This window comes from Aminomonas paucivorans DSM 12260, from assembly GCF_000165795.1.
Classification (GTDB): Bacteria; Synergistota; Synergistia; order Synergistales; family Synergistaceae; genus Aminomonas; species Aminomonas paucivorans.
On sequence record NZ_CM001022.1, the window covers coordinates 44,765 to 66,649 of the forward strand.

The 21,885-nt window shown below is 69.2% G+C and carries 18 protein-coding genes and 1 pseudogene; 14 read left to right on the forward strand and 5 right to left on the reverse strand.

The annotated features are described in order from the left end of the window. Positions 1-395 precede the first annotated feature (395 nt). Both rocD and APAU_RS00230 read left to right on the forward strand, forming a co-directional pair. Positions 396-1,598, forward strand: a complete 1,203-nt coding sequence (gene rocD / locus APAU_RS00225; RefSeq protein ID WP_006299623.1) for an ornithine--oxo-acid transaminase — start codon at positions 396-398, stop codon at positions 1,596-1,598. Positions 1,599-1,736: 138 nt separating this feature from the next. Further along, on the forward strand, positions 1,737-2,609 hold the full coding sequence (locus APAU_RS00230; protein ID WP_006299625.1) for a VIT1/CCC1 transporter family protein: 873 nt from the start codon (positions 1,737-1,739) through the stop codon (positions 2,607-2,609). Here the strand turns inward: APAU_RS00230 and APAU_RS00235 are convergent. Next, positions 2,606-3,301, reverse strand: a complete 696-nt coding sequence (locus APAU_RS00235; RefSeq protein WP_050792439.1) for an epoxyqueuosine reductase — start codon at positions 3,299-3,301, stop codon at positions 2,606-2,608. The two genes, APAU_RS00230 and APAU_RS00235, sit on opposite strands and share 4 nt — an antisense overlap. Before the next feature lie 114 nt (positions 3,302-3,415). On the opposite strand from APAU_RS00235, the gene APAU_RS00240 reads away from it, so the two are divergent. The 3 genes and pseudogenes from APAU_RS00240 to APAU_RS13425 all read left to right on the forward strand — a co-directional run bounded on the left by APAU_RS00240 (position 3,416) and on the right by APAU_RS13425 (position 4,942). Beyond that, positions 3,416-4,345, forward strand: a complete 930-nt coding sequence (locus APAU_RS00240) for a LysR family transcriptional regulator (RefSeq protein ID WP_006299627.1) — start codon at positions 3,416-3,418, stop codon at positions 4,343-4,345. A gap of 5 nt (positions 4,346-4,350) precedes the next feature. Continuing rightward, a pseudogene (locus APAU_RS14835) lies at positions 4,351-4,542 on the forward strand (type II toxin-antitoxin system RelE/ParE family toxin); the annotation flags it as partial. Positions 4,543-4,648: 106 nt separating this feature from the next. Beyond that, positions 4,649-4,942 carry an addiction module antidote protein gene (locus APAU_RS13425; protein WP_006299628.1) on the forward strand — a complete coding sequence of 98 codons (294 nt, stop codon included), beginning with the start codon at positions 4,649-4,651 and terminating at the stop codon, positions 4,940-4,942. Between the two features lie 88 nt (positions 4,943-5,030). Here the strand turns inward: APAU_RS13425 and APAU_RS12315 are convergent, their stop codons facing one another. The 3 genes from APAU_RS12315 to APAU_RS00260 are packed head-to-tail and all read right to left on the reverse strand — an operon-like array spanning position 5,031 to position 9,941. Next, complete coding sequence (locus APAU_RS12315; protein WP_006299629.1) at positions 5,031-8,120, reverse strand: efflux RND transporter permease subunit; 3,090 nt, start codon at positions 8,118-8,120, stop codon at positions 5,031-5,033. Between the two features lies 1 nt (position 8,121). Continuing rightward, positions 8,122-9,330, reverse strand: a complete 1,209-nt coding sequence (locus APAU_RS00255; RefSeq protein WP_006299630.1) for an efflux RND transporter periplasmic adaptor subunit — start codon at positions 9,328-9,330, stop codon at positions 8,122-8,124. Then, positions 9,327-9,941 carry a TetR/AcrR family transcriptional regulator gene (locus APAU_RS00260; protein WP_006299631.1) on the reverse strand — a complete coding sequence of 205 codons (615 nt, stop codon included), beginning with the start codon at positions 9,939-9,941 and terminating at the stop codon, positions 9,327-9,329. Before APAU_RS00260 ends, APAU_RS00255 begins: the two co-directional genes overlap by 4 nt. A gap of 211 nt (positions 9,942-10,152) precedes the next feature. On the opposite strand from APAU_RS00260, the gene APAU_RS00265 reads away from it, so the two are divergent. The 9 genes from APAU_RS00265 to APAU_RS14425 all read left to right on the forward strand — a co-directional run bounded on the left by APAU_RS00265 (position 10,153) and on the right by APAU_RS14425 (position 21,131). Next, positions 10,153-12,210 (forward strand): ABC transporter substrate-binding protein, encoded by a 2,058-nt coding sequence (locus APAU_RS00265; RefSeq protein WP_006299632.1) that lies wholly within the window; start codon positions 10,153-10,155, stop codon positions 12,208-12,210. Between the two features lie 92 nt (positions 12,211-12,302). Next, positions 12,303-13,337, forward strand: a complete 1,035-nt coding sequence (locus APAU_RS00270; RefSeq protein WP_006299633.1) for an IS5 family transposase — start codon at positions 12,303-12,305, stop codon at positions 13,335-13,337. 168 nt (positions 13,338-13,505) lie between these two features. After that, complete coding sequence (locus tag APAU_RS00275) at positions 13,506-14,705, forward strand: STAS domain-containing protein (protein ID WP_006299634.1); 1,200 nt, start codon at positions 13,506-13,508, stop codon at positions 14,703-14,705. Continuing rightward, positions 14,702-15,634, forward strand: a complete 933-nt coding sequence (locus APAU_RS00280; protein WP_006299635.1) for an ABC transporter permease — start codon at positions 14,702-14,704, stop codon at positions 15,632-15,634. The genes APAU_RS00275 and APAU_RS00280 overlap by 4 nt, the downstream gene beginning before the upstream one ends. Beyond that, positions 15,627-16,439 (forward strand): ABC transporter ATP-binding protein, encoded by an 813-nt coding sequence (locus tag APAU_RS00285; protein ID WP_006299636.1) that lies wholly within the window; start codon positions 15,627-15,629, stop codon positions 16,437-16,439. The genes APAU_RS00280 and APAU_RS00285 overlap by 8 nt, the downstream gene beginning before the upstream one ends. A gap of 86 nt (positions 16,440-16,525) precedes the next feature. Next, positions 16,526-16,921, forward strand: coding sequence for an ATP-binding protein (locus APAU_RS00290; protein WP_006299637.1), 396 nt, complete (start codon positions 16,526-16,528; stop codon positions 16,919-16,921). Next, a complete protein-coding gene (locus APAU_RS00295; protein ID WP_006299638.1) occupies positions 16,918-17,946 on the forward strand; it encodes an ABC transporter substrate-binding protein in 1,029 nt (342 codons plus the stop codon). Before APAU_RS00290 ends, APAU_RS00295 begins: the two co-directional genes overlap by 4 nt. Then, positions 17,936-19,858, forward strand: a complete 1,923-nt coding sequence (locus tag APAU_RS00300) for a SpoIIE family protein phosphatase (RefSeq protein ID WP_006299639.1) — start codon at positions 17,936-17,938, stop codon at positions 19,856-19,858. Before APAU_RS00295 ends, APAU_RS00300 begins: the two co-directional genes overlap by 11 nt. A gap of 151 nt (positions 19,859-20,009) precedes the next feature. After that, positions 20,010-21,131: a hypothetical protein gene (locus APAU_RS14425; protein ID WP_198004015.1), complete on the forward strand. Its 1,122-nt coding sequence runs from the start codon at positions 20,010-20,012 to the stop codon at positions 21,129-21,131. Here the strand turns inward: APAU_RS14425 and APAU_RS00310 are convergent. Continuing rightward, a complete protein-coding gene (locus tag APAU_RS00310) occupies positions 21,128-21,874 on the reverse strand; it encodes an RsiV family protein (RefSeq protein ID WP_006299641.1) in 747 nt (248 codons plus the stop codon). The genes APAU_RS14425 and APAU_RS00310 overlap by 4 nt on opposite strands. Positions 21,875-21,885: the final 11 nt, after the last annotated feature.

The following is a 21,885-nucleotide window of genomic DNA, read 5'->3' on the forward strand; positions in this document are numbered from 1 at the left end:
AGTTCCCGGGGGTTCTTTTCGAGGGGGGCTTGTAATACCAGAGGCAATAGACTAAACTTCAAGGAGTGAATGGTTCATATTTTTCTGGGCTTCGCGGCGCGGGTTCCGCCGGATGCGAGCGGGCAGAGGAAGAGGCTTTCCCCGGTCGGTCTTTTTCGTGGTGCCTTCGCCAGGGAAACGGAGCTTCAAACCGGGGGAAGGGGCGTCTTGACAGGCCTTTCAGACCGGTTTTCCTCCGCCTAACTAAGGAGGAAGCCAAACCCCCCCGTCCCTTCTCAGTCTGTTGCGTTGCGCTTCCTTCCAATTTGGGGAAAAACGGTTTTTGCGTCGACCATCGGGGCGCATCGAAACCCAAGTCATAAATGAGGTCAAAAAACCAGAAAGAGGTGGAACCCATGGCGAACAGGTCGCAGGAACTCATGGAGATGGAGCACCACTACGGCGCGCACAACTACCACCCCCTCGAAGTGGTCATCGCCAAGGCCCAGGGCATCTGGGTGGAAGATCCCGAGGGCAAGCGGTACATGGACATGCTCTCCGCCTACTCCGCGGTGAACCAGGGACACCGGCACCCCAAGATCATCCAGGCCCTGAAGGACCAGGCGGACGTGCTTACCCTCACCTCCCGGGCGTTCTTCAACGACCGGTGGCCCCTCTTCGCCAAGAAGCTCTCCGAGATGACGGGCAAGGAGATGATCCTGCCCATGAACACCGGCGCCGAGGCGGTGGAGACGGCCCTCAAGACCATGCGCAAGTGGGGCTACATGGTGAAGGGCGTGGAGAAGGACAAGGCGGAGATCATCGTCTTCGAGGAGAACTTCCACGGTCGCACCATCAGCATCATCTCCTTCTCCGTGGACCCCGACGCGAAGGACAACTACGGGCCCTTCACCCCGGGCTTCGTGGTGGTGCCCTACGACGACCTCGCCGCGGTGGAGAAAGCCATCAACAAGAACACCGTGGGCATCCTGGTGGAGCCCATCCAGGGCGAGGCGGGAGTTCGGGTCCCCAGCGACGGCTTCCTGAAGGGTCTGGAGAACCTGGCCCGGAAGCACAACGTGCTGCTGGCCATGGACGAGGTGCAGACGGGCTTCTGCCGCACCGGCAAGACCTTCGCCTTCCAGCACGAGGGGATCAACCCGGACATCATCGTCATGGGCAAGGCCCTGGGCGGCGGCGTCTTCCCCGTGTCCGCCGTGGCGGCCAACAAGGACGTCCTGGGGGTGTTCCAGCCCGGGACCCACGGTTCCACCTTCGGGGGCAACCCCCTGGCCTGCGCCGTGGCCATGGCGGCCATGGACGTGCTCCAGGAGGAGAAGCTCGCCGACCGGGCCGCCGAGCTGGGGGTCTACTTCATGGAGGGCATCCGGGCCATCAACTCCCCCAAGATCAAGGAAGTCCGGGGCAAGGGGCTCCTCATCGGCGTGGTGCTCCACGAGTCCGCCGGGAAGGCCCGCATCTACACCACCGCCCTCAAGGAGAAGGGGCTCCTCTGCAAGGAGACCCACAGCTGGATCATCCGGTTTGCCCCTCCCCTGGTCATCACCAAGGAGGAGATCGACCAGGCCCTGAAGATCATCAAGGAAGTGCTGGGCTAGAACCGTCCTCCGAAACGACGCGGTCCTGAGGGGAACCCCTTCCGGGGTTCCCCTTTTTTGATGCCCCGGGATCCTTGAGCCCCCACCGGGCGGGTAAGATGGGAAAGGGCCTCGGGCCCCGAGGGAGGGGATGCCGTCATGACGGAAGGATCCTCCGCCCTGAGGGAGCGGATCCGCAGGCTCCAGCGGGACGAGATCACGGAGCACCACATCTACCTGCGTCTGGCCCGTCGGGCGTCCCCGGAGAACCGGGGGGTGCTGGAGCGGGTGGCGGGGGAGGAGCTGCGGCACTATCAGGTCTGGCGGGACCGGTCCGGGGAGGAGGTGTCCCCCCGGTGGGGGAAGGTGTGGGCCTACGGTCTCATGGGCCGGGTGCTGGGGTTCACCTTCGCCGCCAAGCTCATGGAGAAGGGGGAGGAGGGGGCTCAGGACTGCCTGGAGGAGCTGACGGAGGTCTTCCCGGAGGCGGAACAGATCCTCCGGGAGGAGGAGGAGCACGAGACGGCCCTCCTGGCCCTGCTGGACGAGGAGCGGCTGCACTACACCGGCTCCCTGGTGCTGGGTCTGAGCGACGCCCTGGTGGAGCTGACGGGCACCCTGGCGGGGCTGACCCTGGCGCTGCAGAACACCCGGCTCATCGCCCTGTCGGGACTCATCACCGGGGTGGCCGCCTCCCTGTCCATGGGGGCTTCGGAGTACCTCTCCACCAAGGCGGAAGGGGGGCGGAAGAGCCCCTTCAAGGCGGCCCTCTACACCGGGGGGATCTACCTGTTCACCGTGTTCCTCCTGCTGCTGCCCTACTTCGTCCTGAAAGACTACTTCCTCTGCCTGGGGGTCTCCCTGGCGGGGGCGGTGGGGGTGATCCTGGCCTTCACCGCCTACGTGGCGGTGGCCCAGGACGAGCCCTTTCTCCGGCGGTTCCTGGAGATGGCGGGGCTCAGCCTGGGGGTGGCGGCGGTGAGCTTCGGCCTGGGCTACCTGGCCCGCCTCTTCCTGGGGGTGGAGGTTTAGGGAAAGCCCTCCCCCGGGCCCTTTCGGGCGAAGGGGCAGACGCTTCGGCAGGCGAAGCACCGGATCCGCCACTCTCCCCCGTGGGCGGGGGAGCCGAAGGCGTGCTCCCAGCAGGCCCGCTGGTCCATAGGGTCCCGATCCAGGGCTCCGGAGGGACAGGCGTCTCGACAGAGCCGACACCCCTCGGGGCAGCGAGGGGCGGCACGGACCGGGTCGGGCTCCAGCTCCAGGTCCGTCACCACCCCTCCGAGCCACACCAGGTTCCCGTGCTCCGGGGTCACCAGGAGGGTGTTCCGGCCGATCCATCCCAATCCCGCCAGGGCGGCGGCGTGCTTCAGGGAGAGGATCCCCCGGGTCCGCCCCGAGAGGGGGTCCCGTTCGGTGGGCCCGATGGCGTTCACCGGGACCGCCCGGGCTCCCGCGTCCTCCAGCCGGTAGGCCAGCTCCGTCGACAGGTCGTCCATCCTTCGGGTCAGGTGGTTCCGCACGTCCGTGTAGGGGATGGAGCTTCCCGCCTCCAGGGCGCTTTGCAGAAACCGCCGGGCCGTCACCACCACGGACCGGGCCCGGGGCAACACGTCCTCGGGGCGGAACCCCTCCGGGGCCTCGCCGAACCGGCTCGCCGCCGCCACGCCGCACAGGTCCGCCCCCAGTTCCCGGGCCAGGGCCTTCACGTCTTCCCTTTCCATCATTCCCTCGTCCCCTTTCGGCGGATCCGTTCCTGGGCTACCCTACCAGGGAGGGCGGCGGGGAGCCATCGGAAACCCTCGAAGGGGAGCTTCGAAAAGACGAAAGGCGGGAAAACCATGGAGATCCGAAACCTTCGCAGCTTCGCCGTGGCCGTCCGGCTGGAGCGCTTCGCCCGGGCGGCGGAGACCCTGGGGTATACCCCCTCCACCATCACCGCCCACATCCAGGCTCTGGAGGCGGAGCTGGGGGCGTTTCTCTTCTTCCGGGAAGGGGGTGTGGTGAGGCTGACCCCGGAGGGAGAGAAGCTGCTGCCCTTCGCGGAGCAGATGGTGGCTTTGGCGGAACAGGCGGGGGAAGCGGTGCGCTCCCCCCGGGTGCCCTGCGGTCCCCTCCTGGTGGGGGCCGCGGAGACCTTGGTGGATCATCGGCTGGGGGGCTTCCTGGAGGGCTTCTGCCGTCGTTACCCCGACGTCTCCCTGAGCCTCTGCTACGGAAGCTGCAACGAGTTCCGCTCCGCCCTGCGGCGGGGGACCCTGGACCTGGCGCTGCTGCTGGACCGGTCCTCGGAGGATCCGGACCTGGAGGTCCTGGACCTGGGGGAGGAGCCCCTGGCCTTCGCCGTCGCCCCGGACCACCCCCTGGCATCCGGTCCCCTGACCCCGCCGGGCCTGGAGGAGCAGACCCTGATCCTCACCGAGGCGGGGTGCTACTACCGGGGGCACCTGGAGGGGGTCCTGGAGGCCCTGGGGGTGCACCCCCGGGCGGTGCTGAGCCTGGGCCAGACGGCGCCGATCCTGCAGCTGGTCCGGGCGGGAGGAGGGATCACCTTCCTCCCCCGGGTGGCCCTGGCGGGGGATTTCGAGGCGGGGACCCTGACGGAGCTTGCCTGGGAGGGGCCGGAGTTTTCCCTCCACGCCCTCCTGACCCGTTGTCGCCTGCGTCCCTTCGGCGGCCCCGCCCGGGCCTTCTGGGAGGCGATGGAGGAGCATCCCTGGCAGGAGGAGGCCCCGGAGGCTTCTCTTTCTGTATCCGATAAGATACAATAGGGTCCATGGTCCTCTTCCTTCAGACTCGGGAGTTTCAGCGCTGGCTCCATGACCTCAAGGATCTTCGTGGGAAGGCGAGGATTCTGGCCCGCCTGCGCTCCTCCGAGGAAGGGCATTTCGGGGACTGTGCGCCCGTGGGGGAAGGGGTTTCGGAGATGCGGGTCCACGAAGGACCTGGATATCGGGTTCTTTTGCCCGACCGGGACAGACGGTCTACCTGCTTCTCTGCGGGGGAGACAAAACGTCCCAGAAAAGGGACATCCGGTGTGCCTTGGCTCTTTGGGCTCGAAGGAGGGGAACCCCTTGAAGGATCTGGCGGTTTTCGACGCGGCGGAGTACCTGGACAGCGAGGAAATGGTGGCGGAGTACCTGGATGCGGCGCTGGAGGACGGAGATCCGGAGGTGCTCCTTCGGGCGATTGCGGATGTGGCCAAGGCTCGGGGGATGACTCGTCTGGCCCGGGAGGCAGGGGTGGGACGGGAGAGCCTCTACAAAGCCCTGGCTCCCGGGGCCAAACCCCGGTACGACACGGTGCTGAAGCTTCTTCGAGCCCTTGGGGTGGCGCTTCGCGCTTCGCCCCGGGCCGGGGGTCTTTGAACTCCTTAGAAGTGTGCCGCAGGGCGGCCCTTGGAGGGGCCGCCCTGCGGCGTTGCGGGTGTGGATGCGCCATGGGAGCGCGCAGAGTTCAGCTCGCCGAAGGGGTCCTGCGGCGGCGGACCTTCACGTAGGCCAGGTAGATCAGGGGCACCACGAAGAGGGCCAGAAGCCCCGACATGAGCACCCCTCCCGCGGAGGCGATGCCGATGCCGTTGGTGAGTTCGCTGCCCAGGCCCGAGGCCACCGCCAGGGGCAGCATGCCCAACACCGCCGCGGCGGTGACCATGAGCACCGGTCGGAAGGATTCCTCCAGGGCCTTGTACATCCCCTCCTCCTGCCCCAGCTCCGGCTCCGCCCGCCGGATGGTGAGGAACCGGTCGATCACCAGGATGGCGTTGTTCACCACGATGCCGATGAGCATGACCGTCCCCAGGAGCACGAAGATGGACATGCTGGTCCCCGTGAGGGCCAGGGCCCAGAGCACCCCCACCAGCCCCAGGGGGACGGTGGTGAGGATCAGGGTGGCCCACTTGAAGGACTCCATGATGGCGGAAAGGGCCAGGAAGGTGAGGAGGACGGAGAGCACCGCCGCCTCCCCGAAGGCCGCCGTCGCCTCGTCCATGCGCTCGAACTCTCCTCGGAACCGGGCCTCGTACCCCGGGGGCAGCAGGTCCCCCTCCCGGATCTCCCGGTTCAGGGTCTGCACCGCCGTGCCCAGGGGCAGCCCCGAGGCCAGGCTGGCGTTGACCTTGCTCACCCGCACCTTGTCGGACCGGCGGATCTGGATGGGGGAGCGCCGTTCCTCCAGGGAAGCGAAGTTGGCCAGGGCCACGGTGTGCCCCGGGGTCGTGGGGATCTGGAAGGTCTGCACCTGGTCTTTCCCGGGGCGTTCGGCCAGCTTCACCCGGATGTCGTAGGTCTTGGCGCCGGACTTGTAGGTGGCCGCCTTGACCCCCTCCAGGTTCCCCCGAAGCAGAGCCCCCACCGCCAGGGGAGAGGCCCCCAGGTCCGCCAGCACCGCCCTTCGGGGGAGCACCCGGATCTCCGGCTTCCCCTCCCGCACCGACGTGTCCAGGTCCACGAACCCCGGGGTCTTCCGGGCCCGGTCCGCCACCCCCAGGGCGATGCGGTCCAGCTCCTTCAGGTCGTCCCCTCGGATCTCCAGGTCGATGGGGCTGCTCTGGCCCCCCACCAGCCCCGGGATGCTGGCGGTGACGATGCAGTCCGGGAAGCTGCGGAAGCGGCGACGCAACTCCGTCAGGATCCGAGCGATCCCCTCGTCCCGGTCCATCTTGTCCGACAGGTTGAGCTGGATCTGGGCCAGGTACACCCCCTGCTGGTTCTCCCCCAGCCCCTCCACCACCCCTACGGTGGAGAGGACCCGACGCAGCCCCGGCAGCCCCTTCAGGAGCCCCTGGGCCTCCTGCACCCGGCCCACGGTGGTCTCCAGGTCCTGCCGGGTGGGGAACTCCAGCTTCATGTAGATGGTGCCCTTGTCGATGTCCGGGGCGAAGCTGAAGCCGATCCCCGGGGCCAGGGAGAGAGCATGGAGGAAGAGCACCGCCACGCCCCCCAGCACCCCCAGGGTGAGGGCCTTGTGGCGCAGCATCTTTCGCAGCGCCCCCACGTACCGGTCCGCCAGGCGATCCAGCCCCTGGTTCCAGCGGCGCTCCAGGCGCTTCAGCCGGGAGTCCTGGGTCTCGTCCACGGGCTTGAGGACCAGGGCCGCCAGAATGGGGGTGAGGGTGAAGGAGATGAAGATGGACACGCCGTTCACCACCACGGAGGTGAGGGCAAAGGGACGGAAGAACAGCCCCACCATGCTGCCCATGAGGCCGATGGGCAGCATCACCACCACGTTGGTCCCTGCGCTGGCCAGCACCGCCACCGCCACGTCGGCGGTGCCCTCCCGGGCGGCCCGCCAGGGGTCCCCGGTGCGCTGCAGGTGGGTGAGGACGCTTTCCAGCACCACCAGGGAGTTGGACACCAGGATGCCCACGGAGAGTCCCGCCGCCAGGAGGGTGGAGGTGTTGAGGGTGTACCCCAGAAGCTGCATGAAGAACAGGGCGATGATGATGGTCAGGGGCATGCTGACCGCTACCACGAAGGTGGAGCGCAGGTTGTAGAGGAACAGGAAGAGGATCCCCGCGGTGAGGAGCACCCCCTGCCAGATGTTGTTTACCGTGCTGTCCACGGAAGCCCGGATGTAGTCCCCCTCGTCGGAGACCCAGGTGAGCTTCGTGCCCCCGGGGAGGGTCTTCTGAAGGGCTTCCATGGTGGCCCGGACCTTGTCCACCACCACCACCGTGTTGGCGTCCGCCTTCTTCACCACCCGGATGGCCACGGCGGGCCTGCCGTCCAGGAACACCGCCTGGCGGCGCTCCTCCGTGCCCAGGCGCACCGTCCCCAGGTCCCGGATGTACCGCCGGGCCCCGTCCCGGCCCACCACCTGGAGGGAGCCGATGTCCGGCACGGAGTGGAACTCCGCGTCGTAGCGCACGGAGAATTCCGCCCCTCCTTCCCGCACCCGTCCCGCCGGGAGGGTGCGCACCCCCTCCCGCAGGGCCTGTTCCACCTGGAGGGAGGTGAGCCCCGCCGCGGCCAGGAGGTCCCGGTCCAGCAGCACGTGCACCTCCCGCTTGGCCCCCCCGGTGAGCTTCACGTCCGCCACCCCCGACAGCACGGAGAACCGGTCCCGAAGGGACTGGTCCGCGTAGTCGTACAGCTCGTCCAGGGGCAGGTCTCCCACCAGGGCCAGGGTCACCACGGGCTGGGCGTTCACGTCGAACTTCTGGATCACCGGCTTCTCCACGTCCTCGGGAAGCTCCGAGAGCTTCTGGTCCACCTTTTCCCGCACGTCGTCCGCCGCCACGTTCACGTCCGTGCCCAGTTCGAACTCCAGGCTGGTCTGCACGGCGTTCTCCATGCAGGTGGAGATGACGTGCTTCAGCCCGTCCACCCCGGAGACCGCGTCCTCGATCTTCTTGGCCACGTCCACCTCGATGTCCGTGGGAGAGGCCCCGGGCCACACCGTGAGGATGGAGATGTAGGGGGCGTCCACCTTGGGCATCAGCTCCAGGCCCATCTTCCGGTAGGCGTTGACCCCCAGGAAGGCCAGGGCGATGAGGAGGCACCCCATGGCCACGGGGCGCTTCAGGGAGGCATCGGAGAGGGACATGCTAGTTTCCCTTCTGCACCCGCACGGGGGCGCCGGGGTTCAGGAGGAACTGTCCCTGGGCCACCACCGCGTCCCCGGGCTTGAGGTCCCCCGAGAGGACCTCCGTCCAGCCGTTGGTCACCAGGCCGGTGCGCACCGGAACCATACGGGCGGTCTTCCCGTCGGAGACGAAGACCACCTTCCCCCCGGCGCGCTCCAGCACCGAGGCGGTGGGGACCCCGGGCCCCTCCCGGCGGTTCAGGAGGAAGGAGAGGTTCACCAGGGCCCCGGGAACCCGCACGGCGTCCCCGGACAGCAGAGCTCGGGCCTCGAAGGTGCGAAGCGTCGGGTCCACCACGGGGCTCTTGGTGGCCACGGGGACCTCCAGGGTCCAGGCCCCCCCGGAGTCCGAAACCTGGACCCGGGTCCTGCCCTCCTGGATGCGGGCGTAGAACTGCCCCGGGACGAAGACCACCGCCTCCAGGAGCCGGGGGTCGTCGACCCGCACCACCGGGGTGCCCACCTTGCCCGTCTCCCCGGGCTCCGCCAGGCGCTTGCTCACCACCCCCGTGAGGGGGGAGAGGACCAGGGAGTCCCGCAGGTTCTTTTGGGCGATGCGCAGGGCCGCGTCGGCCTTGCGCACGTTCTCCCCCGCCGCCTTCAGGGTGCTGCGGCTCAGGTCCCTCATGGAGGCCATCTGCCGGTACCGGGACTCCACGTCGTCGAAGCCGCTCTGGCTCACCACGTCCTCTTCGTGGAGGGCCTGGAAGCGCCGGTACTCCTTGGCGGCCCGATCCAATTCGATCGCGGCCCTCTGGAGGGCGGCGTCCCGCTCCTCCCGGGCGAACCGGGCGGCGGCCAGGTCCTTCTGGGCGATCTGCTCCGCCTCCCGGAGCTTCAGGTCGTCGATGCGGAACAGGGGCGTTTTCCCCGCGGTCACCCGGTCCCCCTCCCGGACGTACACCTCCAGGATGGGGCCGTCCACCTTGGGGGACACCAGGGCGAAGTGTTTCGCCCGCAGGGTTCCCTGGGCTTCCACGGTCTCCGCGAAGGAGTGGGTCCGGATCTTCTCCAGCACCACCGGCACCGCCTCGTCCGCCGGAGCCTCCTGCTTCCCGTTCCCCCCCATGCGCAGGACGTAGGCCCCCGTTCCCAGAAGGGCCACCAGGCCCAGGGCAAGGAGGACCTTCGCCCGTGGCGACGCCTGCTTCCACCGATGGCTGAGCTTCATCGCCCCGCTCCCTTCGCCGTTCCCTCGGGCTCCCGCGCGTTTTCCCGGGGCAGCACCGCCCCGTCCGCCAGGCGCAGCAGCTCCTCCAGGATCCGCTCTCGGGTCTCTTCGTCGAAGGGGCTCACGTGGACCAGGTCCAGGAGGCAGAGGCCGTCGCTGGCCAGGCACACTACCGCCGCCTTCTCCCGAGAGAGCCCCGCCCCCGTCAGTTCCCGAAAGAAGGCCTCGTACTCGTGCCGCAGGGGGGTGGCCAACTCCGGGTCCAGGGCCGCCGCAGCCAGAAGGCCCGCGAAGAGCCGCTTGGTGCGCAGCACCTCGGGATACCGGGAGGTAACGTCGTGGGCCAGCAGGTGGGCCTTCAATCTGCGGGAGGGGGTTTCGGGCAGGTCCTCTCCCTGCCTCTTCGCCTCCTCGTCCAGGCGCTCCGCCGCCCGCTTCAGGGTGGCCTGGATCAGCTCTCTCTTGGTCTGGAAGTGGTAGAGGAGCCCTCCCTTGCTGATTCCCGCCCGGGAGGCCACGGCGGAGAGGGTCAGGTTCTGGGCCCCCGTCTCCATCACGATCTCCTCCGCCGCCTCCAGGATGGCCTCTCGAAAGTGTCCCTTGGGGTGCATGACTTTTCCTCCTCGCGTACCGTCCGGTCGGTTCAAAACCGTCTGGTCGGTATAGTAGAGAGGGAGGAAGGCCCTGTCAAGGCGTCGCGAGTTCCCCCCGCCGGGTTTTCCATTGTGTTTCGCCGGGGATGTCTTTAGACTGGTTCCGTCCTGTCGCGATGATTCCGCGGCGGAAGCGGGAGGAACTCTTTCGGATCGAGGTGTTGGAAGGGTGAAGACGTGGAAGCACCTCCTCCTGGGGCTGCTCCTCATCGTCGCGGCCGGCGGGGTGCTGCTGTTCTCCGACTGGCTGGGTCGGGGGGGAAGCCTGGGGGGGGGAGACGATCCGGCGGCGCAGCTGCACCGAAAGGTCCGGGAGGGACGGAAGGTCCGGGTGGGGGTGCTGAAGTGGGCCTCCAGCCTGACCCAGGACGAGACCTGCCGAGGACTCCTCCAGGGGCTGGAGGAGCGGGGCTTCCGGGACGGGAAGGAGCTGGAGATCCAGACCTTCTCCGCCGAGGGGGACATGCCCACGGCGGTGAGCCTGGCCCAGAGGGCCTGCGGGGGGGAGTACGACCTGCTGCTCACGGTGAGCACCCTTTCCCTCCAGGTGGGGGCCACGGCCAACAAGGGGGGGAAGGTGGTCCAGGTCTTCGGCGCCGTGACGGATCCCTACGGCGCGGGGGTGGGCATCTCCCGGGAGAACCACGAGGATCACCCCGCCTGGCTGACGGGGGTGGGGACCTTTCAGCCCGTCCGGGAGACCCTGGAGCTGGCCCGCAAGCTCAACCCGGACCTGAAGACCCTGGGGACGGTGATGAACCCTTCGGAGGCCTGTTCCAAGGCCTGCTACGACCTGGCGGAGAAGGTCTGCGGCGAGATGGGCATCCGGCTGAAGGCGGTGACGGTGGACAACTCCTCGGGGGTCTACGAGGCGGCCTGCGCCCTGGCGGCCCAGGGGGTGGAGGCCTTCGTCATCGGGGGGGACAACACGGTGGAATCCGCCTTTGCCTCGGTGGTGAAGGCGGCCAAGGCCGCCCGGATCCCCGTGCTGGGATACGCGGCCATGTACGGGGCCCAGGGGGCCCTGGCGGGGCTGGGGGCCAACTACGTGGACGTGGGACGGATCCAGGCCCATCTGGCGGCGGACATCCTCCAGGGCAAGTCTCCCGCCCGGATTCCCGTGGAGAACGCGATGCCCCTGAAGCTCTCCCTGAACCGGCAGGTCCTGGCGGGGCTCCGGGGACCCTGGCGGATCCCTCCGGAGGTGGAGGCCCAGGCGGCCCAGGTCTTCGACGCCTCGGGCAGGCTGGCGGTCTCCAAGGAGCGCCCCGAGGCCCTGCCCTCCTCCGGGCCGGGGCGGTGCTGGAACCTCCATCTGCTGAACTACGTGGAATCCGCCCCCACGGAGGAGACCGTGCGGGGCCTCCGGCGGGCCCTGGACGAGGCGAAGCTTCGGGAGGGGAAGGACTACACCCTGAAGGAGGCCAACGCCCAGGGGGACATGCCCACCCTGGCGGCCCTGCTGGACAACGCCCTCTCCCAGAACCCCGACCTGATCCTCCTCACCTCCACCCCCACCCTCCAGGCGGCGGTGCAGAAGGTGAAGGACCGCCCGGTGGTGTTCGGGGTGGTGGCCAACCCCGTGGTGGCCGGGGCGGGGCGCAGCGCGGAGGACCACCTTCCCAACGTGACGGGAATCTCCTGCGCCGGCGCCTACGAAGAGGTGGTGGAGGTCCTGCGGGAGTGCTGTCCCAAGGCCAGAAGGGTGGGGACCCTGGTGAACCCCTCGGAGGTGAACAGCGTCTACAACCACGACCACCTGAAGGAGGCCCTGGCGGCCCGGGGGGTGGAGCTGGTCTCCGTGGCCGTGTCCACCCCCACGGAGATCTCCGACGGGATTCGGGGGCTTCTCTCCCGAAACGTGGACGCGGTGGTGCAGGTGGCGGGGAACCTGTTCTTCACCTCCATCGCCCCCATCTCCAAGGCCTGCCTGGACGCCCGGGTTCCCCTCTTCGGCTTCGACACCGCCATGGCCGCCAAGGGCGGCGCCGCGGCGGCGGTGGCCCGGGACTACGAGGCGGGGGGCGCGGACATGGGACGGGTGGCCCTGCGGGTGCTGCGGGGGGAGAACCCCCGGGACATCCCCTTCGCCCCCATCACCAAGACCCGCATCACCCTGAACGAGGGGAACGCCCGGCGCTACGGCCTGGTCTTCCCCGCCGGCCTGCGGGAGCGGGCCGACCGGATCCTGAAGGGCGCCTCTAGAAATCCGACCATCTGCGACTGAAGGAGCCCCATCAAGGGTAGTACACTGAACCAATCGGGAGTCTCCCGGGAGAAGAAACACCGAAGCCCACCAGGAGAGGTGGTCCTGAGAAGATGCGCCAGGGGAAACTGTTCTTCGAAGAGATGGCCTATCAGCGACTGGACAAGGGTAAGGATCCCTTGGTGACCCTTGCGGAGACGGTGGACTGGCGTATTTTCGAAGAACCCCTTCGGGCCTTCCGGGAGAGCCTGCGGACCACCGACTCCCCTGCGGGTCGCAAACCCTTCGACCCCCTGTTGATGTTCAAGATCCTGGTGCTCCAGTCCTTGTACAACCTGTCGGACGACGCCATGGAATACCAGATTCGAGACCGCCTCTCCTTCCAGCGCTTCTGCGATCTTTCCCTGGAGGACCGGGTCCCCGACGCCAAGACGCTGTGGCTGTTTCGGGAACAGTTGACCCAAGCGGGTCTGGTGGAACTCCTCTTCGCCCGGTTCGATGAAGCCCTTCGCCAGATGGGGTTGGAGGCCCGGAAGGGACAGATCGTGGATGCCTCCCTGGTCAGCGTCCCCATCCAGAGAAACAGCCGGGAGGAGAACCGACAGATTCGGGAAGGCAACCCACCCCAGGAATGGAGCGAAGCCAAGTCTCGCCAGAAGGACACCGAAGCGAGATGGACTGTGAAGAACAGCAAGAGCACCTTCGGGTACAAGAACCACATCGAGGCGGACGTCTCCTGCAAACTCATTCGGCGTTATGCCGTCACCCCCGCCTCGGTGCACGACAGCCAGGTTTTCAAGGAATTGCTGGATCCCGGGAACACCAGCAAAGACGTCTGGGCAGATGCGGCCTACCGTTCCGCTTCCCACCTGGAGTACCTGCGCCAGGAGGGGTACCGGGAGCACATCCAGAGGAAGGGGACCTCGGGGCACCCCCTGACCGGATGGGAGAAACAGGGCAACCGCACCCGATCTCGAACCCGCAGCCGGGTGGAACACATCTTTGCGGCCCAGAAACAGCAGGCGGGGACCCTTCTGCTGCGCAGCATCGGCCTGGCCCGAGCAAAGGCCCGCATCGGCCTTCGCAACCTGATCTACAACCTCCAGCGCTTCACCTACTTGGTGACGCAGGTCTACGTATGGGCCTGAGGGGCAAGAGTGGCCCCTGATCCCTGGGAAAAGCCCTCCAGGGGGAGAGCCGAGCCCCAGCAGAGCCTACATGGGGGTGCACCCCGTCTGTTGCACGCAAAAGCGGTTCGAAAAACGGGTTTTGTAGAGGTTCCCTGAAGTAGCCCCGAGGGCGCGAGGAGGTCTGTCATGCACCTGGAACGGATGGAGGAACAGACGGGGCTGGCCCTGGTGCTCCACGGCCGCCTGGACGCGGGAAGCTGCCGGCACCTGGAGGATGCCCTGGAGGATGCCCTGCGCCAGGGGGCGCATCGGGTGGCCCTGGACATGGAGGACGTGCCCTTCCTGAGCTCCCTGGGCATCCGGAGCCTCATGCTCTACGAGAAGACCCTGCGGGAGCTGGGGGGCGGGCTTTCCATCCGTCGCCCCTCCTCCTTCGTCCGGGAGATCCTGGGGATGGTGGGCCTTTCCGCCCTCTTCGCCGCCCCGGAGTCCCCCCCGGAGGAACCCCTGGGGGAGGGGACGGCCCGGTACGACCTGGAGGGTCCAGGAGGCTTCGAAGCGGAAACGATCGCCCCGGGGGAGGCCCGGGCCTTCGGCCCCGGCGTCTGGGGGCTGGGTCTGGGGTCCTTCGAGGGAGCCCCCGCCGCCCTGGGGGAGATCCTGGGGGCGGAGGGGTTCGCCCTCATGCTGCCCCCCGGGGAAGGGGGCACCCCGGACTTCATGGCCGCCTCGGGGGATTTCGTCCCCACGGTGCACTTCGCCTCCGGGATGGTGTTCCGGGGGGAACCCTCGGTGTGCCTGCGCTTCACCGAGGACCTCCCGGGGATCCCCCTCTCCCGGCTGGCCCGGAGGGCCCTGGAGGCGACGGAAAGCTCCCGGGCGGCGGTGGCCCTGTTGGGGGAGACCGCGGGCCTCGTGGGGGCCAGCCTGAACGCCCTCCCCCCGGGGGAGGAGGGGCTGCCCCCTTCCGAGGGCTGGAGAGACGCGGCGGGGCGGATCGGGGACGGGGGGCTCTTCTCCTTTCCGGAGGTGCGGGATCGCCTGTCCTTTCGGCCGGAGAAGCGCTACGACCGGCACCTGGTCCTGGCGGTGGGGGTGGCGGCGGCGACGGACCCGGGGACCCTGGGCCCCCAGCTTCGCCCCCTGGGGGAGGAGCCGGGGTTTTGGGGTCACTTCCACGGGGCGGTGTTCCCCTTCCGGGCCATCCCCCAGGGAAAGGTGGCCTTCCGGCCGGTGCTGGAGAACCTCCTGAACGCCCTGGCCCCGGTGGGGCTGCTGCACCTCCTGGAGGACCGGCGTCCCATCTCCGGAGCGGGGGAGAGCGCCTTCCTCAACGGCGCCCTCTGGGCGGGTCCCCTGAGGGGGACGGAAGGGAGGTCGCGGTGAGCCTTCTGGTGGGAGCCCTCACCATGGGGCTCATCCTGGCCCTCATGTCCCTGGGGGTGTTCGTGTCCTTCCGCATCTTCGGCTTCGCGGACCTGGCCACGGACAGCATCCTCACCCTGGGAGCAGCGGTGGCGGCGGTGCTGCTGGTGGGGGGCGTCTCCCCCTGGGTTGCCACCGCAGGGGCGGTGGTGGCGGGGGTGCTCTCCGGAGGGATCACGGGGGTCCTCCACACCCGGCTTCGCATCAACCCCCTCCTCTCGGGAATCCTGGTGATGACGGGGCTCTACTCCGTGAACCTCCGGGTCATGGGGGGAAGCAACGTCCCCCTCTCCGACGCCGTCACCCTGGTGGATCGGGTCCGGAAGGCCGCGGAGGGGATCGCGGGGGTCGAGACGGTGCGGATCTCCCTCTGGGAGGTCCCCGTGGGAGACCTGGCGGTCCTGGCGGGTTCCTTCCTCCTGGTCTGCCTCCTGGCCCTGGCCCTGCACCTCTTCCTGCGCACCGACTTCGGCACCGCCCTGCGGGCCTCCGGGGACAACGGCCAGATGGCCCTGGCCCAGGGGGTGAGCGCCTCCGCCATGCTCCTGGTGAGCCTCATGCTCACCGGGGGGCTGGTGGCCCTCACGGGGGCTCTGCTGGCCCAGTATCAGGGTTTCGCGGACGTGCAGATGGGGGTGGGCACCCTGGTGCTGGGCCTGGCCAGCGTCATCATGGGGCAGGCCCTGGTGCGCACCCGCTCCCTGGGGGTCTCCCTGACGGGGGCGGTGATGGGGTCGGTGCTCTTCCGGCTGCTGGTGTCCATCGCCCTGCGCTGGGGCCTCAACCCCAACGACCTGAAGCTCATCACGGCGTTCTTCGTCCTGCTGACCCTGGTGCTGCCGGGCCTTCTGGATCGTCTGCGGAAGGGCAAGGGGGTGCGTCATGCTTGACCTGCAAGGTTTGGTGAAGACCTTCCATCCCGGCACGGAGAACGAGGTCCGGGCCCTCCAGGGGGTGGACCTCCTGGTGGAGGAGGGATCCTTCGTGGTGGTCATCGGCACCAACGGCTCCGGGAAGTCCACCCTCCAGAACGCCGTGTCCGGGAGCTTCCTCGTGGACTCCGGGAGCATCCGCCTGGCGGGGCGGGACATCACCCGCTGGCCGGAGCACCGGAGGGCCTCCCTCATCGGCCGGGTGTTCCAGAACCCCTTCAGCGGCACCGCCCCCTCCATGTCCGTGGGGGAGAACCTGGCCCTGGCGCTGCGCCGGGGGCAGCGGCGCACCCTGGGGCGCAACGCCTTCCTGCGGGGCCGGGAGGCCCTGGCGGATCGGGTGCGGCGTCTGGGCATGGGGCTGGAGGACCGGCTGGAGAACGAGATCGGGTCCCTCTCCGGGGGGCAGCGTCAGGCCCTGACGCTCCTCATGGCCACCCTGCGGCGCCCGGAGCTGCTGCTGCTGGACGAGCACACCGCCGCCCTGGACCCCCGGGCTGCGGACAGCGTCATCCGCCTCACCGACGACCTGGTGCGGGAGGGGAAGCTCACCACCCTCATGGTGACCCACTCCATGCAGCAGGCCGTGGGCCTGGGGGACCGGCTCGTCATGATGCACCGGGGGCGCGTGGTGGCGGACCTTCGGGGGGAGGAGAAGCGTCGCCTGCGCCCCTCGGACCTGCTGGACCGGTTCGACGAGATCAAGAGGCGGGAACAGATCGACGCCTCCGTGGCGGAGATGCTCCGGGAGACCTACGTATAGGGTAGATTACTTCCGTGGAGTCCCTTTTTCCGAAGAAGACGGGCGGGGGCGGCGCCCCGTGCCCGGAGAACGAGGAGGTCGTCTGCATGGAGCGCACCTGGCCCGCGTCGCTGGACTCTCTGGAGGAAATCCGCGCCTTCATCCTGGAACGGGCGGAGGCGCTGCTGCCTCCCCCCAAGGTGATGCACCTGGACCTGGCGGTGGAGGAGATCGTGGTGAACATCTGCTCCTACGCCTACGAGATCCCCCCGGGGGAGGTGACGGTGCGCCTCAAGGAGTCCGACGAGGCCCTGGAGGCGGACTTTCTGGACAACGGGGTGCCCTTCGACCCCCTGGCGGTAGAGGAGCCCGACGTCACCCGCCCCCTGGAGGAACGCCAGAAGGGGGGGCTGGGGATCCTGCTGGTGCGCCGGGTCATGGACGAGGTGCACTACCGGAGGGAGGCGGGCCGCAACGTGCTGCGGGTGGTGGTGAAAAAATGACCCCCCGGAGGCTCCTTCCGGGGCTTCTGGTCTTTCTCCTGCTGTGGGGGGGCATTCCGGCGGAGGCCCAGCCCCGCCGGGTGACCCTGACCCTCCAGTGGTACCCCCAGACCCAGTTTGCGGGGTACTACATGGCCCGGGCCAAGGGCTTCTACCAGCGCCGGGGCCTCGACGTGGTCCTCCGCCGGGGGGGCGCGGACGTGGACGGCCCCCGGGACCTGGCGGAAGGGCGGACCCAGTTCGTCACCCTCTTCCTCACCGGGGCCCTGGCCTTCCGCTCCCCGGAGCTGCCCCTGGTGAACGTGGGACAGATCGTCAACCGGGGCAACGTCCTCATCGTGGCCAAGAGGAAAAGCCGCATCCTGAAGGTGGAGGACCTGGACGGGCGGCGCATGAGCCTCTGGGGGGACCACTTCTCCGGGGCCTACCGGCAGCTCTTCGAGGCCCGCCGGATCTGGCCCGTGGTGGTGCCCCAGTTCTTCTCCGTGGAGCTGTTCCTCCGAGGGGCCGTGGATGCCTGCAGCGCCATGACCTACAACGAGTACCTGCGCATCCTCCAGGCGGGGTGGCGCCCCGAGGATCTCACGGTGATCTCCCTGCGGGATCAGGGGTGTGACTTCCCCGAGGACGGCCTCTACTGCCTGGAGTCCACCTGGAGGAAGGACCCGGGGCTCTGCCGGGACCTCCTGGAGGCCTCCCTGGAGGGGTGGCGCTACGCCGCCGCCCACCCCGACGAGGCGGTGGCCCTCGTCGAGGCGGAGGCGGACCGGGCGGGATACACCGTCAACTCCCTGCTCCTGCGCAAGATGCTCCTCGCCATCCTCCCCTCGGTCTTTCCCTCCGGAAAGGACCGATGGGTCCCCGGGCGGCTCTCCCGGGAGGACTACGAGCGAACCGCCGCCATGATGGGGGAGGTCGCCCTCCTCCCCGGCGGGGTGGTGCCCTACGAGCGCTTCGTCCCCTACGCCTCCGACCCCTCCTGGGGACGGTGGACCGGAAGGGAGGGCATCGGGAATGCGCCTTAGGCCCCTGGGCATCGCGGGCCGCCTGGCCCTCCTGACCATGCTGGGGGCGGGGTGCCTCTTCCTGGTGGTGGCCGGGTACGGCTACGTCTCCTCCCAACGGGCCCTGGAGCGGGAGTTCCGCCTGCGCATGGAAAACCTGGGGGAGGCCACCGCCGCCCGGATCCGCCGCATCCCCCTGGGGGCGGAGGCGGTGACCCGGGACCTGGCGACGATCCTGCGGTTCTTCCGCCCCTCCCCCCAGCAGCTTCCGGAGATGATGCGCCGTCTCCTGGAATCCCACCCGGAGGTCTCGGGGCTCTTCGTGGGCTACTCCCGCTCCCTGCGGGATCCCGCCCTGCGGGACTTCTGCCCCACGGTGTACCGCCGGGGGGAGGAGGTGGTCTACCAGGACCTCCGGGGGACCCTGGACTGGACCGTCTGGGACTGGTACCAGCTTCCCCTGCAGCTCCGCAAGCCCGTCTGGACGGAGCCCTCCTTCTCCGGCAAGGGCGGGGACGGGCGCCGGGTGGTGGACTACTGCATCCCCCTCTACGACGACCAATGGCAGTACCTGGCCTCCATCGGGGCGGAGATCGAACTCCGTTGGCTGACCGACGTCCTCTCGGACATCCCCGTGGGGGATCGGGGTTACCTCTTCCTGGTCACCCCCAACGGCACCCTGGTGTCCCATCCCAACGAATCGTGGATCATGAAGGAGACCCTCTTCACCGTGGCGGAGCGGGAGGGAAACCCCCGGAAAGAGGAACTGGGCCGGAAGATGCGGGACGGGGGCCGGGGGCTGGAGGCGTTTTCGGATCCCCGGACGGGGAAGGACTACCTGCTCTACTACCAGCCCATCGAGGGCATGGGGTGGTCCCTGGGCATCGTGTTCCCGAAGGAGGAGGTGCTGGCGGGCCTGACCCGTCAGAGCCGCACCCAGCTCCTCCTGGGACTGCTGGGCATGGGGGGCATGCTCCTGGTGGCCCTGTCCGTGGCCGGACGCATCACCCGCCCCATCCGGGCCCTGGACGCGGCGGCCCAGGTGGTGGCCTCCGGGGACCTGCACGCGCCCCTGCCCGGCATCGAGGGGCACGACGAGGTGGCCCACCTGGCGGCCTCCTTCGGGGCCATGCGGGACAGCCTCCTGCGGCACATGAGGGAGCTGGCGGCCACCACGGCCAAGCAGGAGCGCATCGCCAGCGAGCTGGACATCGCCCGGTCCATCCAGATGAGCCTGGTCCCCCGGACCTTCCCCGCCTTCCCGGATCGGAGGGACTTCGACCTCCACGCCCGCCTGGAGCCCGCCCGGGAGGTGGGGGGGGACTTCTACGACTTCTTCATGACCGACCCCCATCACCTGCTCCTGGTGGTGGGGGACGTGTCGGGCAAGGGGGTCCCGGCGGCGCTGTTCATGGCGGTGACCAGGAGCTTCATGAAGGCCTTCTCCGCCGAGGCCCCGGGTCCGGGAGCCCTCCTGGGGGCGGTGAACGACGCCATCGCCGAGGGTAACGACGCATGCATGTTCGTCACCCTCTTCTGCGTCCTGGTGGACCTGCGGGACGGCTCCTTCCGCTACGCCCGGGGAGGGCACAACCTACCCTGGCGGCTGGGGCCCGAGGGGGTCCGGTTCCTGGAGCCCGTCTCGGGGATCCTGGTGGGCTTTTCCGCCGGGGCCTCCTTCCAGGAGGGAGGTGGGCGGCTGGCCCCGGGGGAGGCCCTGTTCCTCTACACCGACGGGGTGACGGAGGCCCTGAACCCGAAGGAGGAGCTTCTGGGGGAGGAGCGGGTCCGGGAATGGCTCGAGGAGCTGGTGGACCGGGGCAGCGAGGAACTCCTGGAGGAGCTGCGGCGCCGGATCCAGGACTTCGCCTCCGGGGCGGACCAGTCCGACGACATCACCCTGCTCTGCTTCCGGTACCGGGGGCAGGGGTAGACCGCACGACGAAACGGGCGCTCAGGGCCCCGGGGGATTCCGGGGGGATACGGTCTGGCTGACGCAACAACAACAGAGGACGAACCCCGGGTGGTCCGTGGATTCGCAGAAGGCTCCGCTACCGACGAGGAGGTCATGGCGGATGGGCGGGATGAGACGATGGCTACGGGCTTGGGTGGCGGGGGCGTTCCTGCTCCTGGCGCCCCTGGCCGCCTGGGCGGGGTGGGAGCCCCTGGGGGCGGGGGTGCAGGGGATGGTGACCCATCTGGCCTGTTCGCCTAAAGGGGTGCTGTACGTCGGGGGGATCTTCTTCGACGCGGGGGGGCAGTCCGCCTTCGGCCTGGCCTCCTGGGACCCCGCCTCGGGGTGGACCCCCCTGAAGCCCACTCTGGACAACACCCTCCAGGGGATGGCCCTGCGGGGCGACGGCTCTCTGGTGGTGGCGGGGGCCTTCTGGAAGGCGGGGGACCAGGACCTGCGGCTGGTGGGGCGCTACGACCCCGAGGCCCGGACCTGGACCCCCATGGGGGCCCAGAACACCCCCATGAACGGGACCTACCGGGCGGACGTGCCGGGGGTGGTGTCCGGGCCCCCCTCCGCCCTGGGAGAGGGGGCCTCGGGGCTCTTCGCCGCCTTCGGCACCATGGGGGGAGAGGACGAAAACGAGGTCTTCGAGATCCGTCGCTGGACCGGCTCGGGCTGGTCCGTCCCCCTGGGGAGGGCGGAGAACGTCTGGGTGGCGGCCCTGCTGCCGGAGCCCGAGGGGACCCTCTGGGTCGGCGGGGCTTTCCGTCGGGTGGGGGGCACCGCGGCGGCCCGGGTGGCCCGGTACGACCTGGCGTCGAAGCGCTGGCACCCCCTGGGGAGGGGCCTCGGCGGCGGCGACGTGTACGCCCTGGCCCGGGACCGGCGGGGCCATCTGGTGGCGGGGGGCAGCTTCACCCGGGCGGGGGGGCTTCCCGCCTCCCGGGTGGCCCGGTGGGACGGGAAGGCCTGGCACCCCCTGGGGAAGGGGTTCAACGGCCCGGTGCAGGCCCTGGCCCTGGGGCCCGACGGGGCCCTCTACGCGGGAGGGGACTTCACCAAGGCGGAAGGGCGCATCGCCCCCCATCTGGCCCGGTGGGACGGGGCGAAGTGGGAGCCCTTCGGCCCGGGCACGGACGGGTCGGTGGTGGCCCTGGCCTGGGCTCCCGACGGGACCCTGTACGTGGGGGGCGACTTCTCCCGGGTGGGGAAGGTCCCCGCCGCCAAGGTGGCCCGGTTCGTGCCCTAGCGGAACCGGGGGGCCACCGCGTCCCCCAGGAGGTCGAAGGGCACGAAGAAGGTGGAAAGCCCCTCGCTGTAGGGGGTGAAGTCGTAGTAGCTCCAGTAGAAGACCACGCCCCGCTTCGGTTTGTCCGTGAGGTAGAAGTTCTTCTCGTAGGCCTCCGGGGCGGGGAAGGGGACGTCGGGGAGCAGGGTCTTCCCCGATGCCTGGAACTGGCGGCGCACCTCCCGATCCACCGCGGGGCGCCAGGCGGCCTGGGGCAGGAAGACCTGCTCCGCCCGCACCGTCTCCCCCGTGGCCAGGTCCACGGTGAGGGCTCCGAAGCCCGGGTTGGGGTGGGCCATGCCGGGGACGTACTCCGAGTCCGTCAGGGTGAAGCTCAGGATGCCCCCCCGGTTCCGGGTCACCTTCACGGTTCGCTCCATGGAGCCGGGGCCCCATCCCCGGTCCTTCATGTTCTGCAGGACCTCCGGGGTTTCCGCGAAGGAGGTCTTTTCCTCCTCCTGCTTCTCCAGGGCCTGTTTGCGGAAGAGGGTGTTGAGGCCCTTGCGCACCCCCGTGTCCACCCCCCCGAGGATCCGCAGGTACTGGATCGTGGCGGTGCCCACCCGGGTCTTGAGGTTCAGGTCCAGCACCCGCAGGCGGGCCCGGCCCGCCGCCTCCGCCCCGGGAAGGGTCAGCCCCAGGAGCAGGAGCGCCGTCAGGCACCCCCCCAGGATCCGCCGCGTCGTGCTTTTGTGGTGTGCCATGTTCCCTCGCC

Bases quoted from the DNA above. Each gene is read 5' to 3' on its own strand.
- APAU_RS00255 (WP_006299630.1), bottom strand. From the start codon at position 9,330: ATGAAGCTCAGCCATCGGTGGAAGCAGGCGTCGCCACGGGCGAAGGTC.
- APAU_RS00275 (WP_006299634.1), top strand. From the start codon at position 13,506: ATGCACCTGGAACGGATGGAGGAACAGACGGGGCTGGCCCTGGTGCTC.
- APAU_RS00230 (WP_006299625.1), top strand. From the start codon at position 1,737: ATGACGGAAGGATCCTCCGCCCTGAGGGAGCGGATCCGCAGGCTCCAG.
- APAU_RS00300 (WP_006299639.1), top strand. From the start codon at position 17,936: ATGCGCCTTAGGCCCCTGGGCATCGCGGGCCGCCTGGCCCTCCTGACC.
- APAU_RS00295 (WP_006299638.1), top strand. From the start codon at position 16,918: ATGACCCCCCGGAGGCTCCTTCCGGGGCTTCTGGTCTTTCTCCTGCTG.
- APAU_RS00310 (WP_006299641.1), bottom strand. From the start codon at position 21,874: ATGGCACACCACAAAAGCACGACGCGGCGGATCCTGGGGGGGTGCCTG.
- rocD (WP_006299623.1), top strand. From the start codon at position 396: ATGGCGAACAGGTCGCAGGAACTCATGGAGATGGAGCACCACTACGGC.
- APAU_RS00235 (WP_050792439.1), bottom strand. From the start codon at position 3,301: ATGATGGAAAGGGAAGACGTGAAGGCCCTGGCCCGGGAACTGGGGGCG.
- APAU_RS00270 (WP_006299633.1), top strand. From the start codon at position 12,303: ATGCGCCAGGGGAAACTGTTCTTCGAAGAGATGGCCTATCAGCGACTG.
- APAU_RS00260 (WP_006299631.1), bottom strand. From the start codon at position 9,941: ATGCACCCCAAGGGACACTTTCGAGAGGCCATCCTGGAGGCGGCGGAG.
- APAU_RS00240 (WP_006299627.1), top strand. From the start codon at position 3,416: ATGGAGATCCGAAACCTTCGCAGCTTCGCCGTGGCCGTCCGGCTGGAG.
- APAU_RS14425 (WP_198004015.1), top strand. From the start codon at position 20,010: ATGAGACGATGGCTACGGGCTTGGGTGGCGGGGGCGTTCCTGCTCCTG.
- APAU_RS12315 (WP_006299629.1), bottom strand. From the start codon at position 8,120: ATGTCCCTCTCCGATGCCTCCCTGAAGCGCCCCGTGGCCATGGGGTGC.
- APAU_RS00285 (WP_006299636.1), top strand. From the start codon at position 15,627: ATGCTTGACCTGCAAGGTTTGGTGAAGACCTTCCATCCCGGCACGGAG.
- APAU_RS00290 (WP_006299637.1), top strand. From the start codon at position 16,526: ATGGAGCGCACCTGGCCCGCGTCGCTGGACTCTCTGGAGGAAATCCGC.